This is a genomic window from Synechocystis sp. FACHB-908 (assembly GCF_014698595.1).
Taxonomy (GTDB): Bacteria; Cyanobacteriota; Cyanobacteriia; order Cyanobacteriales; family Microcystaceae; genus Synechocystis.
This window is the reverse complement of the sequence record NZ_JACJTH010000011.1, coordinates 158,076-174,353: the sequence shown is the minus strand read 5'-3', so window position 1 is coordinate 174,353 and position 16,278 is coordinate 158,076. Positions and strand designations below refer to the sequence as shown.

At 43.9% G+C, this 16,278-nt stretch carries 14 protein-coding genes; 8 read left to right on the top strand and 6 right to left on the bottom strand.

Features of this window, described 5'->3' with window-relative positions; genetic code table 11:
- Positions 1–72: 72 nt before the first annotated feature.
- The 3 genes from H6G46_RS03875 (at position 73) to H6G46_RS03865 (ending at position 2,910) form a co-directional block, all read left to right on the top strand.
- Positions 73–1,326, top strand: coding sequence for a HAMP domain-containing sensor histidine kinase (locus H6G46_RS03875; RefSeq protein ID WP_010873661.1), 1,254 nt, complete (start codon positions 73–75; stop codon positions 1,324–1,326).
- Positions 1,327–1,414: 88 nt separating this feature from the next.
- Positions 1,415–1,627 (top strand): DUF2839 domain-containing protein, encoded by a 213-nt coding sequence (locus H6G46_RS03870; RefSeq protein WP_010873662.1) that lies wholly within the window; start codon positions 1,415–1,417, stop codon positions 1,625–1,627.
- A gap of 71 nt (positions 1,628–1,698) precedes the next feature.
- Entirely contained in the window at positions 1,699–2,910 is a 1,212-nt protein-coding gene (locus H6G46_RS03865; protein WP_010873663.1) for a GNAT family N-acetyltransferase, read from the top strand.
- Between the two features lie 135 nt (positions 2,911–3,045).
- Here H6G46_RS03865 and yidD read toward each other — a convergent pair whose 3' ends face one another.
- Positions 3,046–3,285 (bottom strand): membrane protein insertion efficiency factor YidD, encoded by a 240-nt coding sequence (gene yidD / locus H6G46_RS03860; protein ID WP_010873664.1) that lies wholly within the window; start codon positions 3,283–3,285, stop codon positions 3,046–3,048.
- Positions 3,286–3,494: 209 nt separating this feature from the next.
- Here yidD and metH point away from each other — a divergent pair, with 209 nt between their 5' ends.
- The 3 genes from metH to H6G46_RS03845 are packed head-to-tail and all read left to right on the top strand — an operon-like array spanning position 3,495 to position 7,555.
- A complete protein-coding gene (gene metH, locus H6G46_RS03855; protein WP_010873665.1) occupies positions 3,495–7,082 on the top strand; it encodes a methionine synthase in 3,588 nt (1,195 codons plus the stop codon).
- Positions 7,083–7,109: 27 nt separating this feature from the next.
- Positions 7,110–7,319, top strand: a complete 210-nt coding sequence (locus tag H6G46_RS03850) for a type II toxin-antitoxin system HicA family toxin (RefSeq protein WP_020862087.1) — start codon at positions 7,110–7,112, stop codon at positions 7,317–7,319.
- Entirely contained in the window at positions 7,319–7,555 is a 237-nt protein-coding gene (locus H6G46_RS03845) for a type II toxin-antitoxin system HicB family antitoxin (RefSeq protein WP_010873666.1), read from the top strand. The genes H6G46_RS03850 and H6G46_RS03845 overlap by 1 nt, the downstream gene beginning before the upstream one ends.
- Positions 7,556–7,899: 344 nt before the next feature.
- Here the strand turns inward: H6G46_RS03845 and H6G46_RS03840 are convergent, their stop codons facing one another.
- From H6G46_RS03840 to H6G46_RS03830, 3 genes are all read right to left on the bottom strand, one after another.
- A complete protein-coding gene (locus H6G46_RS03840) occupies positions 7,900–8,142 on the bottom strand; it encodes a hypothetical protein (RefSeq protein ID WP_020862086.1) in 243 nt (80 codons plus the stop codon).
- Positions 8,143–8,171: 29 nt separating this feature from the next.
- Positions 8,172–12,131 carry an NACHT domain-containing NTPase gene (locus H6G46_RS03835; RefSeq protein ID WP_010873667.1) on the bottom strand — a complete coding sequence of 1,320 codons (3,960 nt, stop codon included), beginning with the start codon at positions 12,129–12,131 and terminating at the stop codon, positions 8,172–8,174.
- Between the two features lie 145 nt (positions 12,132–12,276).
- Entirely contained in the window at positions 12,277–12,849 is a 573-nt protein-coding gene (locus H6G46_RS03830; protein ID WP_010873668.1) for a Uma2 family endonuclease, read from the bottom strand.
- A 54-nt stretch (positions 12,850–12,903) separates the two neighbouring features.
- Here H6G46_RS03830 and H6G46_RS03825 point away from each other — a divergent pair, with 54 nt between their 5' ends.
- The gene (locus H6G46_RS03825; protein WP_010873669.1) at positions 12,904–13,101 is read left to right on the top strand and encodes a hypothetical protein; all 198 of its coding nucleotides are present in this window, start codon (positions 12,904–12,906) and stop codon (positions 13,099–13,101) included.
- Positions 13,102–13,157: 56 nt separating this feature from the next.
- Here H6G46_RS03825 and H6G46_RS03820 read toward each other — a convergent pair whose 3' ends face one another.
- Both H6G46_RS03820 and H6G46_RS03815 read right to left on the bottom strand, forming a co-directional pair.
- Positions 13,158–14,498: a TldD/PmbA family protein gene (locus tag H6G46_RS03820; RefSeq protein ID WP_010873670.1), complete on the bottom strand. Its 1,341-nt coding sequence runs from the start codon at positions 14,496–14,498 to the stop codon at positions 13,158–13,160.
- An 84-nt stretch (positions 14,499–14,582) separates the two neighbouring features.
- The gene (locus H6G46_RS03815) at positions 14,583–15,422 is read right to left on the bottom strand and encodes a tetratricopeptide repeat protein (protein ID WP_010873671.1); all 840 of its coding nucleotides are present in this window, start codon (positions 15,420–15,422) and stop codon (positions 14,583–14,585) included.
- Positions 15,423–15,638: 216 nt separating this feature from the next.
- Between H6G46_RS03815 and H6G46_RS03810 the strand changes: the two genes are divergently transcribed.
- Positions 15,639–16,202: a TetR/AcrR family transcriptional regulator gene (locus H6G46_RS03810; RefSeq protein ID WP_010873672.1), complete on the top strand. Its 564-nt coding sequence runs from the start codon at positions 15,639–15,641 to the stop codon at positions 16,200–16,202.
- The last annotated feature ends 76 nt before the right edge of the window (positions 16,203–16,278 follow it).

The window sequence follows — 16,278 nt, the reverse complement described above, 5'->3', positions numbered from 1 at the left end:
ATAGATACAATTCTATTTATTAGCCCAGCCATTGCCGATGGCGTCAATATTTCTTTGGCTTTGAGTGTCACTATGGGTTCCAATTTCCCCAATAGGAAAAGTTTGCAAACGGCCGGGGATGGGTTTGAGCAATCCATAGCTAGGTTGATTGCGAGCATGATTCCGGTGCAGGAAATTTATTATTGGCGCTTGGGTGCTAGCCCAGAAACACCGGAAATTATCGAAATTATCCCTACCCTCTCCATGGCCTTCCAGACTGGGCACTCTCCATGGCCTATGGCTGAAAAATGTCTCAAATTTATTGGCGATCGCCAAGGAGATTTGCAACGGGGCAAGAGCTTGTTAACTGATTTAAAACAACACTGGCAAGAGATTACGTCGGCTAGTTTTGATTCCGGTGCAGTGCAGGCAAATACCAATGACGATTTACCCTATTTTTTCTTACCTGTTTTTCAGCAGAATCAATATGTGGGTGGTATTTGTTTAGTTTGGCCCCACAGCCAATGGCGTCTTGAGCAATATTTGTTTCTGCAGGAAGTGGGGAACGTATTTACCTACCAATACCATGGTGAGTCTGAAACCATCTCCCCCCAGAAAAGTTTTAATGGAGGTGATCGCCATACCTCCATGACAATTAACCTGAGCCATATTCACCACGAATTTAGGACTCCCCTCACAGCGATTATTGGTTTTGCCAGAATGCTCAGGGATGAACTTTATGGCAAATTAAATCCTAAGCAGCACCAATACGTGCAAGGTACCTTAAATTCGGCTGAACATTTACTCTCCCTGGTGAATGATTTTCTTGATCTGTCAAAAATTGATGCCCGTTGCGAAGAATTATTTTATGAACAGGTAGCAGTGGAAGACCTCTGTCTTGCGGTAATTTCCATGGTGCAAACTAAAGCGAAGGAAAAACAATTAGCCCTAAATTTAACCATTGATGATGGAGTTGACTTTTGCTATGTTGACCAAAGGCGGTGGAAACAAATCTTAATTAACCTCCTTTCTAATGGAGTCAAATTTACTCCTAAGGGGAGTGTGACTCTGGCAGTAAAAGCCACCGATAAAGCATTAATTTTTTCTGTGATTGACACTGGCATTGGCATCGATCCAGAAGACCAGAGAGATTTGTTTCAACCTTTTAAGCAAATTTCCCATCCCCCTAGCTTTGCGGAAAAAGGTACGGGGCTAGGGTTAGCCCTCTCCCGTCGCTTGGCCCAACTCCATGGCGGCGATATTCAATTAACTTCAACTCCTGGGGTTGGTAGCTGTTTTTCAGCCATTCTACCTTTAAAAACATCGGTCAAAAATTATCAAACTTGACCATGGAGTGATTGAAAATTGGCAGTTTTATCGATAAAATTCTCTTGTTAGAATCACCACAATTTCTTGAATTAGGATAAAAACAACCATGGGCGAATCAAAGCGTCGTAAACAATCCCTTGGCGATCGCTATGGCCAGGATCAACGGGTTGTGGAGTGGCTGCCTTTAACCAAAAAACAAGCCGAAGATTTCTATAAATGGACCACCAAAGGAGCTTGGATTGGCATCGGTGTTATGGCAGGCCTGTGGGTTACAGTCAGATTTATTGGCCCCACTTTTGGCTGGTGGACCGTCCAATAAACCGGCGATCGCCGAGTCCTAAGGTCAGGAAAAGCAGTTAAGATGGGGAGGATGCCATTCTTTGCTGCCCTATGGTTACCCTTAATGAAACTGAATTGTTGTTGGTTCGGGGAGTTCAGTTCCGGGACCTGGAGGATTTAGATAAACTGACCGACCAACAGGGCGTAACTTCAGGCCGTTCTTTGGCAGGGGGGTTGCCCCAGAATCTTTTTTGGTACGGCCTGCTCCGGGCCTTGGGCTGTTTTCCCAATCCTTTGCAACATCTTTTCCATTGCTTTGTGGCGGAACAGAAACCCCAGGGTACCATCGGTGGCTTTGTGCAGGTGGCCCCATTCAATACCAGTCGATCCACCTGGAAAATTGAGCAACTATCGGTGCAGGCCCAGGCCATTCAGCCGGAGTTGGTCACAGATCCCAAAGGTATGGGTTCCCAACTATTGCGCTACTGTTTTCAAAATGTTTGGGAAGCCCGGACCTGGGTGTTGGATGTGGACGTCAATGATAAAAATATCCTGGCCCTTTACCGGCAGAATGGTTTTCAACCCCTAGCCCAAATTACCCATTGGTCTTTGTCGGCGGAACTGTTGACCAGTCTGGCGCAGAACGATCCCGATTTACCCAATTTGTTACCCGTCAGCAACGCCGATGCAGCCCTGCTCTGTCAGCTTGATTGTGTTTCCATGCCTCCTTTGATGCGGCAAGTGTTTGATCGCCATGTGGCGGATTTCAAGCGGCGCTTTTTGAGTTCCTTATTAAACCGCTGGCAAAATTGGTACACTCACCAAGAGGAAGTTAGTGGCTACGTGTTTGAACCTCAGCGTAAGGCGGCGATCGCCTACTTCAAACTCACTTTGTCCACCGACGGTCAACAGGCCCACCAGGCAGAGTTAACCGTACATCCTGCCTACACTTGGTTGTACCCTAAATTGCTGGTGAAAATGGCTCAACTAGTGCAAGAGCTTCCCCCCCAGGCCCTAATGTTAGAGTCAGCAGACTACCAACATGAACGGGAAGAATATTTGGAACAGTTGGGAGCCCAACGCCAGCAACATCGTTTGTTGATGTCCCGCTCCGTCTGGCACAAACTCAAAGAAACTAAGCCAGAGAGGTTACAACTTTCCGAAGTATTACAGGGATTACAACCATTGCCCCGCACCCCCATTCCCAGTCGTATTTCCCTGCTGAATTTGCCGTTAAAGTCCCAAAAGGATCGCCCAGATAATCAAGATAAACAAGCCAATTTGGGGCATGAAGATCTACCGGAAAACGGTCATCATATCTAAATTCAAGGGTCTGTTTGTAATGTTCCATTTTGGGCAACTAATTCCCCCATATCGGGAGTTTTTTGCCTAATTTGTTCCTTGACAAAATGAGGTCAAGAAGACTAAATTCTAACCATTTAACCGATTAAAAAACTCTTAAGAAGAAATTTTCCCTTGCTCCGGATTGGGTACAGGATCATAACCCCCCGGATGTAGAGGATGGCATCGTAAAATCCTTTTCAGAGCTAGACAACTGCCCCGCCAAACTCCGTGGATCTCCACCGCATCCAAGGCGTACTGGGAGCAGGTGGGCTGGAAACGACAACTAGGAGGAAATAACGGTGAAATCAAAATTCGATAGAGTTTGATCAGAGTTAAAAGCAACTTTTTCATCATGAATTAGCAACTATATGATCACAGAATAACAATTTTTTAATTGGGACTTCAATTAATCTTTAAATTTTCGTTCTTGACAACTAATTTATTTATATTTATTGCTCAAAAATAATGCCATGGCTCCATTTCCATGTTGTTAGATGAGCGCCAAGCCTCATATAATATGCCATAACCCCGATCCAATCTAGCTTCTGGTCTCCGACCTCCCTATGAAAAGTGCTTTTTTAGACCGTATCCACAGTCCCGATCGCCCGGTATTAGTCTTTGACGGGGCTATGGGTACAAACCTGCAGGTACAGAACCTAACGGCGGCGGATTTTGGTGGGGCGGAATACGAAGGTTGCAATGAATATTTAGTCCATACCAAGCCAGAGGCCGTGGCTACGGTGCATCGTGCTTTTTACGAAGCGGGGGCCGATGTCGTGGAAACGGATACTTTTGGGGGAACGCCCCTGGTGCTGGCGGAGTACGATTTAGCAGACCAAAGTTATTACTTAAATAAAGCAGCGGCGGAGTTGGCCAAGGCGGTAGCAGCGGAATTTTCTACCCCAGAAAAGCCTCGATTCGTGGCCGGCTCCATGGGACCAGGCACCAAGCTACCCACCCTAGGTCATGTGGACTACGATAGTCTCAAGGATGCCTATGTGGTTCAGGTGCGGGGTTTATACGATGGCGGAGTGGATTTATTGCTAGTGGAAACCTGCCAGGATGTGCTGCAAATTAAAGCGGCCTTGAACGCCATTGAACAGGTCTTTGCCGAAAAAGGCGATCGCCTACCGTTGATGGTGTCAGTAACCATGGAAACCATGGGGACCATGCTGGTGGGTACGGAGATGGCGGCGGCCCTGGCCATTTTGGAGCCCTATCCCATCGATATTTTGGGGCTAAACTGCGCCACCGGGCCAGATTTGATGAAGGAACACGTTAAATATCTTTCCGAACATTCCCCCTTTGTGGTGTCCTGTATTCCCAATGCTGGTTTGCCAGAAAACGTTGGCGGTCAAGCTTTTTATCGCCTCACCCCGATGGAACTGCAAATGTCCCTGATGCACTTCATCGAAGACCTGGGAGTACAGGTAATTGGTGGTTGTTGTGGCACTAGACCCGATCACATCAAGGCCCTGGCGGATATTGCCAAGGATCTCCAGCCCAAACAACGCCAACCTCACTACGAACCCAGCGCCGCTTCCATTTATTCCACCCAAACCTACGCCCAAGAAAATTCTTTTTTAATCATTGGCGAACGGCTCAATGCCAGTGGCTCGAAAAAATGTCGAGATCTGCTCAATGCTGAAGATTGGGACAGCCTAGTTTCCCTGGCTAAATCCCAAGTCAAGGAAGGAGCCCAAATCCTTGACGTCAACGTGGATTACGTTGGTCGAGATGGGGTAAGGGACATGAAAGAATTAGCTTCCCGACTAGTCAATAATGTCACCCTGCCGTTGATGTTGGACTCCACCGAATGGCAAAAAATGGAGGCGGGTTTAAAAGTTGCAGGGGGAAAATGTATTCTCAATTCCACCAACTACGAAGACGGGGAAGAACGGTTTTATAAAGTGTTAGAAATTGCCAAAGAATATGGAGCTGGTATTGTCATTGGCACCATCGATGAAGATGGCATGGGACGCACTGCAGATAAAAAATTTGAGATTGCCAAACGGGCCTACGAAGCGGCGATCGCCTTTGGCATTCCGGCCACAGAAATTTTCTTTGATCCTTTAGCTCTGCCTATTTCCACCGGCATTGAAGAAGACAGGGAGAACGGTAAAGCCACCGTGGATGCTATCCGCAGAATTCGCCAGGAATTGCCCGATTGTCATATTTTGTTGGGGGTTTCTAACGTTTCCTTTGGCTTGAATCCCGCCGCTCGCCAGGTACTCAATTCCATCTTTCTCCACGAATGTATGCAGGTGGGCATGGATGCGGCCATTGTCAGTGCCAATAAGATTTTACCCCTGGCAAAAATTGACCCAGAACAACAACAAGTCTGTCTAGATTTAATCTATGACCGCCGGGAATTTGAAGGAGAGCGCTGTACATATGACCCGTTAACCAAACTCACCACTTTATTTGAAGGTAAAACCACCAAACGGGATAAATCCGGTGATGCCAATTTACCGGTGGAAGAAAGATTAAAACGCCACATCATTGATGGGGAAAGATTGGGCTTAGAAGAGGCCCTCAATGAAGCTTTAAAACTTTACGCTCCCTTAGATATCATTAACATCTATTTGTTGGATGGCATGAAAGTGGTGGGGGAACTATTTGGTTCCGGGCAAATGCAGTTGCCCTTTGTGTTGCAGTCGGCCCAAACCATGAAAGCGGCGGTGGCTTTTTTAGAACCCCATATGGATAAGGATGATTCCGCCGACAATGCTAAGGGTACTTTTTTAATTGCCACTGTTAAGGGGGATGTCCATGATATTGGCAAAAACTTAGTGGATATTATCCTTTCCAACAATGGCTATCGAGTGGTCAACCTAGGCATTAAACAGCCAGTGGAAAATATTATCGAAGCCTACAAAAAACACAGGCCCGATTGCATTGCCATGAGTGGTTTGTTGGTCAAATCAACTGCTTTTATGAAGGAAAATTTAGAAGTTTTCAACCAAGAGGGCATTACTGTTCCCGTCATTCTTGGTGGTGCTGCTTTAACGCCTAAATTTGTTCACCAGGACTGCCAAAATACCTACAAAGGCCAAGTAATTTACGGCAAAGATGCGTTCGCCGATTTACATTTCATGGATAAGCTAATGCCCGCTAAAAATAGCCACAATTGGGATGATTTCCAGGGCTTTTTAGGGGAATATGCAACGGAAAATGGCCATAATGTGACCACTGATGATGGTGCTAAAACTAATTTTGGCATTGAAGAAGAAAAATTAATTGACGCTAGTGAGCAGTCTAGGGAGCCGGAGGTAATTGATACTGTTCGTTCTGAAGCGGTGGACCCTGATCTAGAAAGACCTGTGCCACCTTTTTGGGGCACTAAAATTTTGCAATCCAGTGATATTTCCCTCGATGAAGTCTTCCCTTTACTGGATTTACAAGCATTATTTGTTGGTCAGTGGCAGTTTCGCAAACCTAGGGAGCAATCCAGGGAAGAATACGAGCAATTCCTAGCGGAAAAAGTTCATCCCATTTTGGCTGAGTGGAAAGGTAAGGTCATGGCAGAAAATTTACTCCATCCTACGGTGGTTTATGGTTATTTTCCCTGTCAATCCCAGGGCAATACCTTGTTAATTTATGACCCAGAATTGGTCAGCCAAAATAATGGCCAAATTCCCCCAGACGCAACGGCGATCGCCAAATTTGAGTTTCCCCGGCAAAAATCAGGGCGGCGGCTCTGTATTGCGGACTTTTTTGCTTCAAAAGAATCGGGGATTACTGATGTTTTTCCTTTGCAAGCGGTTACAGTGGGGGAAATCGCGACGGAATATGCAAGGAAACTTTTTGCTGGCGATAATTACACCGATTACCTCTACTTCCACGGCATGGCGGTGCAGATGGCGGAAGCTTTAGCGGAGTGGACTCACCAACGGATACGTCAGGAATTGGGCTTTGGCCATTTAGATCCAGATAACATCCGTGATCTTCTCCAGCAACGTTACCAAGGTTCCCGCTACAGTTTTGGTTATCCCGCTTGTCCCAACATGCAGGATCAATACACACAATTAGAATTGTTACAAACCGAACGAATTGGCTTGTATATGGATGAAAGTGAACAGGTTTATCCAGAACAATCCACCACGGCGATTATTTCCTATCATCCTGCGGCTAAATATTTCAGCGCTTAAAATTCCCATACTCTCTTATTTGACGCTATGCCTAAGAAAATTAGGGAATTAAAAACGATGCTTTTTCAATCAGGTTTTACCTGTAAATCGGGCAAGGGGAGTCATACAAAATGGGATCATCCCCTACTGGATGGAATAGTCACACTTTCTGGTAAAGATGGCAGTGATGCTAAGTTTTATCAAGAAAAGGATGTTTTACAAGCTATTCAAATTGTTAAACAAAAAGGAGGAAATTGATGATGGAAAATGTTCAAAACCATTATTCTTTAATTATTCAATGGTCAGATCTTGACAACTGCTTTGTGGTCAGTTTACCTGAATGGGGTGATTTTTGTCACACCCATGGGGATACCTATGAGGAGGCTTTCCAACAAGGGAAGGAGTTGTTGGATTTTTTAATTGAAACTACGCTAGAGGAAGGGAATATTTTGCCTATTCCCCAATTTTTTCAACAATCATTAGTTACGACTTAAGTTAAGGCAAGTAAAATTAAGACATAGATTAAAAAAACACAAATAATTTTATAAAGATGATTGATTCTTCATACCCACGTGTATAGCAATGCTATTTAATTTTTCAAGCTTAAATAATTTTGAGCAGCGTGTTCTGCCTCTGTTATGCCCAGAGGTAAAATATTGACAGACGTTAAAATGCTGGCAATTGCTTGTTCAATTTTTAATGCACGTTGGGGATTTAGGGCTAAGCCATATTGTTGAAACGGCAATCTCGATTGGTGGGGTTTGTTTGAGTTTGGTCGTTGTTCCCGACTCTCCCTTGATAAAGTCACTAATCACATAGGTATCAAGCAGGTAACGCATTAGAATAACTCTGGTTCACAGGGAGAGAGAAGCTCATCTCGATACGACTCAAATTCAGGGAAATTCGGAAAACCTTCGTAAGATATAACGACTTCTGTCCATTGGGAAGTGGAAACGGTAGGCATTTCAATCATTTGGCGTAAGGCTTTCAAAATGATGGTTTGTAGGGGAACATTCGCTGTTTTTGCTTGACGAAGTAAATCTTGTTCAATATCTGGCGGTAGATTGATTGTAATTTGCATTCTCTTTTCCCTCGGAGGTTAACCATTTATTAATTTTTGGGCATCGCTTGTTGTTCAATCTTTGAAGGGGAACCATTTAAACTATCCTTTAGCACATCGTTAAATATACCATTAAAAAAAATACCAACTACTGTTGCAATAACTCCAATTATTCCAATCACTCCAAACAGAATCTCCCAATTAAATCTTTTTTGTTTCTCTGGACTAGAACAAGTCACGTTATTACTTGTTACACCACTTGTACCGACCGGAGCATTAATTGTTGAATCTGAAATATTGTTGATAATTTTGGGCTCATCTTCCATTTTTTCTGTCCTCTTATCTATGGTACTAAGTTGATTAGATAAATCTAAATTAGAAGGCTCTGGAATAATTAAAAATTCAAGAAGTTTATCTGGTTTAAAAGGTCGCCAAGTTTCACGGCGCATATTTTGTTGTGCATAAGTTAGCGTTTCTTTTAACCAAGGGAGATGGGGAAGCTCCTGGATAAGACGCTCAAGTTCAGCACAGGCTTCGATGGTCCCTTTGTCTCTTAATTGTGATAAAGAGTTATTCCTAAAAAATGCAATATTATCTCTAGGGCTAACTATATAAGCCATTACTTCGTTTCGATGATCCGGATCTTCATAATGAGGATACTGCCACACTAACCAGGCATATAAATCTGCAATTTGTTTTTCAGTCAAGTCAAACTTGATTCCACTTAAATTACAAGAAGCGGCTAATTCAAATGCCTCGCGTCCAAACTGTACATCTGCCGTAATTTTTTCCCATATTACATTCCAGCTATCTGGATCTGAATAAGTGATAAGTGCTTTAATGGCGAACAATGCTTTTTGCCGTTCACTATCAAATTCACTATTAGTATAATTTCGTATTGTGGATAAAGCGATATCTTTGGCTTGAACAGCTCCTTGCTCAATAAGTTTTTCTAATAGCTTTCTAAATACGTTAGGCTTTAATTGAGAATCTTTTACTTTTTCTGTCAAGTTATTTTCTAATTTTTCATCCCAACACATCTCTAAGCGATCAATCACAAAAATATTATTATCTTGATTTTCTTTGTCAATCAATTTTAAAAGCGTTGTCAAAAATTCATCTGGAGAATGGTGATATGAGAGGCTGACTAATTTTCGGCAATTTTTTCTTGGATTTGAGTCAATAAAACTATTAGGAACTGACAGGATTATGGGTGTCCATCTTTTCCATATATCCGTTGAAAAATTGTCTAAAGTTCTTGGAGCTTCCGTCAAGATTAACTGTAATGCCTTGCAACCATACAATTCGGAAAAATTATATGTATTTGTTCCTATCCAGCTATAATCTATATTTGTTTGCTGTTGAATATATTGAATTGCCCCCTGAATAATTCTTTTTTTTGTTGCTTGCTCTGCTTCTTTCCATCCCGGAAGCTGAGTCAGATCTAATTTTAAGTTATGACCATAACGTTTGCTTTGTGGCAGTAAAGTCATTTCTCGATTTAGTCGCCACCATGCGGATAAATCTCCCGATTCTAACTGCTCTAAACAGTCAATAACTCTTTCTTTTGGTGGAGGATCTAGCAAGTCCGGCTTATTCCAGGAATTTTTCATTTTAAGATAATGATCACGTAATTGAGTCACTTCTTCTGAGTCCAACTCAATAGGAGTAAAGTAATAACTAAAAACGTCACTAAGAATAGAGTTGTTTTGAGTGGCTTTAATAATTTCACTTATCTGCTTTGTATCTCGACGATCAAATACTTCCTCGATTATTTTAGCCCACGCTCTTTGAATTTTTTCATGGTTGGAATCTTGGAGTTTTTCTAGCATCCAATCAACATCATTGGAGCTTATAATTGGTTCTGTCATTGAGCTTGTTAAAAAATAAAAATCTTCATCTTCATCTTTTTCTGCAATGCTTTCAACTAAATTTTCAATAAGAGCATAACGCTTTTGATTGTTTCCCAAAAGTGATTCTTGAAATTGGGCTTGTAAACTCGGAGAATGACTAATGAGTTTCTGATGCTCTTTCCATTGTAATAATGCTACTTGCGTAAAACCCTCCAGTACTCCAGGAACGTTAACGTGTTCCCATGCTTTTAGCAGAATTGCATCTCCTAGTTCTTCAAATGGATGCCCAAAGCATCGCACACCTTGAGTTTTCAGCCAGTCGAGAGCAATAACTAAATCTTCGGAATCAAGTTGTGGAACTAACTCAGACTCAAGAAAATATCGATGCATTCCAAGCAAATTTATCCTTTTCGATGGAGTGAGCGCCTGAAATAATTCTTCGGCTGTTAGTTGCCTTGGCCAGAGTGCTTTCAACGCATAGGCTTTTAGTTCATCTTGCTCATCTTCCGGTAAAACATTGAGTGCAAGGGACTTTAGCTTTAATCTTGTAGATTGATCACCTATTGAACTAATAGCACGGGCGGCATTAACTCTTATACTTATTGGCTGTGATGGACAAAGAGTTAGCTTTGCTAAGTCACCTTGAAGCTCAGAGAGATTACACTCTATGGCAATATCAATTGCTATCCTTCGTGTATCCTCTTTCTTGCTGGAATCACAAATATAAACTTTCAACTGCTCAGCTAGCCCAGAATGTTTTAATTTTGCGTAATTACGAACGTTGCAAAATCCTCGATCAAATAATTTTTCTTCCTCATATTGCATTAATAAATTAGCAACAATTGTCGCTCGAAGCTCTGAATCAGTAGGTATATCGGTTTGCAAAAGAACGTCAGGATCAGTTTTAATTATCTCTTGAAACACATTATCCCTCATGGAAGCTAACCAAACTGCTGTTTCATGAAGTTGTGGAATAAGCTTAGGAGTGGAATCAGCAGATGAATACAACAATGTCTTAATCTTTGATAAGTCAATGTTTCGTTGCGTCAAATACCAAGCCGCAAAAAACTCAGCATAGGTTTGGTGTGCCCATCCCATTCGATGCAATCCACGAGATGAAAATAAACCAGTATCTAAAACTTCTTGAATTACTTCTTGAGTAATCTCAAATTCTCTTCCATTTGATTCTTCATAACCGAAACATAACTTTTGACGAGGAACATCTTCAGCCGGAACTTGTCCCTGTTCGACATCAATCCACACAGCAAATCGATTAGCAAAGATCGTAACGGCGGCAATTCGAGCTGCCACAATCAGTCGTTGATCAATATCTAAATTGCCTGTCTCCTTTAAGGCATGACGACATTTACTTACTTCTTCGCAAAGACACTTGCATCCTTCAAGATAAGATTCATAACGTTTCTGTTCTGGAGGAAATTGGCTGTTATGACGGCGGTATGTATTCAATAAAAATCCTAGAGAGATTGGTTTAATCGCTAGGGGTACAATATCCCTTTGGTTAATCGCTTTCAGAAAGTCATCGGAAGAAAAACCTTCAGCTTCCACAGCGTTGATTACGTCTATACGGCGAAGTGGAGCTAGTTCATAAATTGCAAAGTTACTTTCTTCCCAAAGAGCTTTTAGAGCTTCTTCTAAAATGGATGGAAACGCCAAAGTTCGACAAGTTAAACGGAGATGAAGACGATTAATATGACTTCGATATTTAGGTTTCTTAAACTCATCAACCAATCCTATCGCCAAGGATTTGACGTTCAAGAGTCCTTCATCAAGACTGTCCAAAAACAAATGGAGGTGATAATGACCCTCTAACCAGTCGGAAAAAGTTTTATCCCTAAACAAATCCTCTTTTAAATTAGTAAAGGTTCGAAGATTCAAGCCCAGGACTTTACTATATTCGCAGATTGTTTCTTCGGTAAATCGTTGTAGCTTTTCTAGTTCGTGGGTTTTGCCAACGCCAGGCTCCCCCAATAAAACAAGGCAAGGAATCTCAGCAATATCTTCTAAACTCACCAGATCTGGGTTACATGCTTTGCCCCATTTTGTATTTGGATCGTCTAAGTAACCGCCATCTCTCAGACTTATGTTACCTGAGCGAGGACACCAGAACCGCTTCCAATTATAGTTTTGTTGCGACATGCTCAGCCGAACGGGGAAATTTTTTAACTCAAGGATAAATTTCTCTGAAACTCTATTAATTATAATCTATCTGCCCCTAGCATCAGAGATTAAAGCAAGAACACCATTTGGTTAATGTAGGGAGTCACAGGGCGATCGCCGTTAATCAAAGATCCTTAAAAATTTCATTAACAGTTAACGATAACTGGGGAAACGTAGGGGACTGAATTGCCATTACCTCTTTAAAATTACCTACTTCCTGATAACAACCGGCTAATAATTCTAAAACCAAGACCGTTTGGGTTTGGGGATCGACAATCCAATATTCAGGAATGCCACAGGCTTGATATTGTTGACGCTTCGCAATGTAGTCCCGCTCCCGTTGTAATTCCCCCGGACTGACAACTTCCACCACTAGCAAGGGCGGTAACATCGATAACCGAATCGTATTGCGTTTAGCTAATTGGGCAATATGCTCTTCTCGAATAATCGTCAAATCAGGAAAACGGTTTTTGGGTTCGCCGTGAACTTCTAGTTCTAAACCGTGTCCCCGTACCCGTCGATAACCGACAATTTCAGCAAATTTGAGCAGTAAAAATGTGGCAATTTGAAAGTTTAAACCCGATTCCGTCGGCACAGCGATTAATTCCCCATTGAATAATTCATAGAGTTGATCAGTATCGTCTTCGTACGCAAGATACTCGTCAAAGCTTTTAAAGCGGGGTTGGAGCGCTAACATAGGCTACCGTTTTCAGAAATAATTAGGCTTTTATTCTAACGATTTAGTAATTTTATGGCGATCGCCAAATTTGAATTTCCCCTGCAAAAGTCAGGGCGACGGCTTTATATTACGGGCTTCTTTGCCCCAAAAGAGTCGGATATTACCGATGTTTTTCCTTTGCAAGCTTTGACAGTGGGGGAAATAGCAGCGGAATATGCGAGAGAACTATTTGCTGGCGATAATTACACCGATTGTCTCTACCCAAAATAGTCCGACCAGGGCGATCATGGCCTATCATCCCACTGCCATGCACTTTAGTACTTAACCTACTCCCCGGTAATGGCCAATCCTTCCACCCAAACTAGGGGACACACTCCCCCTGGGGTGACTTCTGCTTCCGGTTCCAGGTAAACAATAGTTTTTAAGACTTCTAAAAAGTCCCCTGCCACGGTGGCCGCATCAATACTCTGCTTTTCACCCTTATTTACTAACCAACCATCAAAAGGTAAGGAAAAGGAACCTTGGAGGGAATTGACCCCGGCGTGGAGAGCTTGGAGTTTATCGATATAAACTACGTTTTCTGCTTGATCAAGACTGTAGCTTTTTTCAGCAGTTTTCTCGCTATACACATGGTAAAAGTGGGCTCCGACGGTGATTTTAGACCCGATGTTAGCGTGGCCAGTGGGTTGGGTATCAAACCGCTTAGCAGTGCCAGCGCTGTGTAATAAGCCAGTTAAAACCCCATTTTTAATAATGTCCACTCTCCGGGTGGGGGTTCCTTCGCCGTCAAACCGTTCCGCTGAGATATTCCCTGGGTGCAGAGCATCATCGCTGACACAGAGCAGTTCACTGGCGATCGCCGTGCCGAGGGTTTCCTTGGTAGCTAAGGACTGTTTATCGAGGATACTTTGGGCATTGTAAAGGTTAGAAAAAGCACCGAGCAAACTCAAAAAAGCCCGGGCGGAAAAGACGACGGTGTATTTTCCGGTGGGGATGGGGCGGTAATCCAGATGGCTAAGGGTTTTCTCTTTAACTGTTTGTAAGCAACCATCAATGTCGAGGCTGGCCAAATCCCGACTAATTTTCATTTCTCCGGCACTGCGGGGTTTTTTACCTTCCTGTTCTGCCCGACTGTAAAGATAAATGGAAGCATAGGAACGGCATTCATAGCGTTTGGCCCCAGCACTGTTCAGGTAAAACCGCTCCGTGGTCTGTTCCGATAAACCGTTGTAGGGCACCCCGGTGATGGCGGGATGGCTGGCCAATAAGTCCTGCTCAGCTTTAACTAGTGTGGTAATTAAATCCCCCATAGGGGCCGGCTCCGCCACGTCATTCTCTGCGCCACCGATGGGCACTTGGGCTTCGGGGCTGAAGTCGGGAATATTATCTGTGATGCCAAAAGCACTGGCTTCGGCGGCGGTTTCCAGGGCTAAACTAATGCCGGCTTGGTCCAAATCCGTGGTGCTGGTTACCCCCACCAAACCCTTTTCGTTCCAGACTCGCACAATTACACTGGCCCGGTTTGACGCTTCCACCTGCTTCGGTTCTCCAGAATCCACCTCCACTCCGGCATCATCCACGGAAGAACCGTAGATGTCATATTGTTTAATTCCCAGTGCAGCGGCTCCCTGGTGAGCATGGTCGGCGATCGCCTGAATATCGAGCATAGTCTTGTCAATGGTGGACTGAATAATTCCAATTTAGCGAATGGACGGGGTCGAAAGCTATCCAAACTTCGCGAGAAAGGGTTTTTAGCTCAAGCTCAAAAATTTGTCTAGGGCACTGATCACACTGGGGGGCCAACGGCGGATCTGTTTCACCCAGTCCAGATCTTGGTAACGGCTATCTACCCCCACAGCGGCCACCCAATTACTTTCCGCTTCCCCCTGTTGGCCATCTACCCAGAGCACAGCGGTGAGGGCGGCCCGCATATCCGCAAACATGGGATATTTTTTCACCAGACGACGCATGGTTTGAATGGCTTCGGTTTTTTGTCCCAATTCGTACAACGCTAGGGCAGTATTGGCCTGGGCAAAGGCAAAATTAGGGGCGATCGCCGTGGCTTGCTGGAAATCTTCCAATGCACTGGTCCAATTCCCTAGACCCCCTTCTGCATTACCCCGATTATTGTAGGCAAAGGCATCTTCCGGGTTAACGGCTAAAACCCGATTATAGTCAGCGATGGCGGCTTTAAATTCCCCTTTAGCTTCCAAGGCAGTGCCCCGGTTGAGGTAAGGATCCGTTTGTTCCGGTGCCAACTCAATGGCCTGGTTAAAATCGGCGATCGCCTCGTCCAATTTGTTTTGGCTAACCCGGGAATTACCCCGATTGCTCCACACAGCCGGATTCTGGGGAAACTTTTCGATCAATTCCGTCCAATATTTCTCGGCGGTGACAAAATCCCCTGCTTCAGTGGCAGCAAAGGCTTTATCCGTCAGGCTATCTCCCACTTCTAACTGTTCATCGGTAAGGGGAATGGGGCTTTCCGTTGCCCAGACTGGGGAAGGAAAAAACAGCAACAAACCTACCAACACAATGCCCCAGAGGGAGGGCATAAGCAAAGCAAAATATTTTCGTAGAAGGGAAAGCATTAAAAAAATCTGGAGTTGGGAATGGGATCAACTGGATGCAACTCATTGTAAATTTTCTCCGCGGTAATCTTCAAATTATTGCGCCCCGGTGAACTTGACTTCCGACCGACCGGACGGTATCTTGAAAGTGTCCAACCAACTGGACGGTTTAATTATTTCCAGGTCTTCTGTCAATTTAAAAAAGAATATTTGCATTATCTGCGGAGGCGAAATTATATGGTTTCTGGAAAAAGGCTTCGTTCCAAGTCCATCCAACCCAGCCAACTACTAACTGCGGCTAATCAAGTCATTGTTAGTCAAGGGGTGGACGCCCTCACCTTGGATGCGGTGGCTAGTGAAGCAGGGGTGAGCAAAGGCGGATTGTTACACTACTTTCCCACCAAGGAGGCTTTAATTGCGGGCATGGTTCAGCAGGCCCTAGACAGGTTTGTGGAAACATTGCATCAGGAACTTGCCAATGATCCAGCCCCCGACACCCCAGGGCATTGGGTTAGGGCTTATATTCGAGCCTCAGCGCTAGACGACCAGGAAAATTATGAACTCCATTTCAATTTGCTGGCCGCAAACTTCACCAATCCTGAATTGTTGGCCCCCATGCGACATTTTTGGCAAGAGTGCCATGGGCAGATTATGGCTAGCGGGCTCGATCCGGCCGTAGCAACGGTGATTCGATTAGCTATGGACGGTCTTTGGTTAACCCACTTACACGGTTTTGCTCCCCTGGAAGACCCCCTGCGCTCCCAGGTCATTGCCACTGCTCTGAAACTGGCCCAGCTATAGTTTCCCAATTTTTCATCTTTTGCCGACGTTTGCCAAATGGTTTCCAGCGCTGGTTGGTGGCTCTAGGGAATATCTT

Excerpts from the sequence above, each read along its gene's own strand:
- yidD (WP_010873664.1), bottom strand. The coding sequence starts at position 3,285 with ATGATGAAAAAGTTGCTTTTAACTCTGATCAAACTCTATCGAATTTTG.
- H6G46_RS03810 (WP_010873672.1), top strand. The coding sequence starts at position 15,639 with ATGGTTTCTGGAAAAAGGCTTCGTTCCAAGTCCATCCAACCCAGCCAA.
- H6G46_RS03870 (WP_010873662.1), top strand. The coding sequence starts at position 1,415 with ATGGGCGAATCAAAGCGTCGTAAACAATCCCTTGGCGATCGCTATGGC.
- H6G46_RS03825 (WP_010873669.1), top strand. The coding sequence starts at position 12,904 with ATGGCGATCGCCAAATTTGAATTTCCCCTGCAAAAGTCAGGGCGACGG.
- H6G46_RS03875 (WP_010873661.1), top strand. The coding sequence starts at position 73 with ATGGGTTCCAATTTCCCCAATAGGAAAAGTTTGCAAACGGCCGGGGAT.
- H6G46_RS03865 (WP_010873663.1), top strand. The coding sequence starts at position 1,699 with ATGGTTACCCTTAATGAAACTGAATTGTTGTTGGTTCGGGGAGTTCAG.
- H6G46_RS03815 (WP_010873671.1), bottom strand. The coding sequence starts at position 15,422 with ATGCTTTCCCTTCTACGAAAATATTTTGCTTTGCTTATGCCCTCCCTC.
- H6G46_RS03835 (WP_010873667.1), bottom strand. The coding sequence starts at position 12,131 with ATGTCGCAACAAAACTATAATTGGAAGCGGTTCTGGTGTCCTCGCTCA.
- metH (WP_010873665.1), top strand. The coding sequence starts at position 3,495 with ATGAAAAGTGCTTTTTTAGACCGTATCCACAGTCCCGATCGCCCGGTA.
- H6G46_RS03845 (WP_010873666.1), top strand. The coding sequence starts at position 7,319 with ATGATGGAAAATGTTCAAAACCATTATTCTTTAATTATTCAATGGTCA.
- H6G46_RS03850 (WP_020862087.1), top strand. The coding sequence starts at position 7,110 with ATGCCTAAGAAAATTAGGGAATTAAAAACGATGCTTTTTCAATCAGGT.
- H6G46_RS03830 (WP_010873668.1), bottom strand. The coding sequence starts at position 12,849 with ATGTTAGCGCTCCAACCCCGCTTTAAAAGCTTTGACGAGTATCTTGCG.
- H6G46_RS03820 (WP_010873670.1), bottom strand. The coding sequence starts at position 14,498 with ATGCTCGATATTCAGGCGATCGCCGACCATGCTCACCAGGGAGCCGCT.
- H6G46_RS03840 (WP_020862086.1), bottom strand. The coding sequence starts at position 8,142 with ATGCAAATTACAATCAATCTACCGCCAGATATTGAACAAGATTTACTT.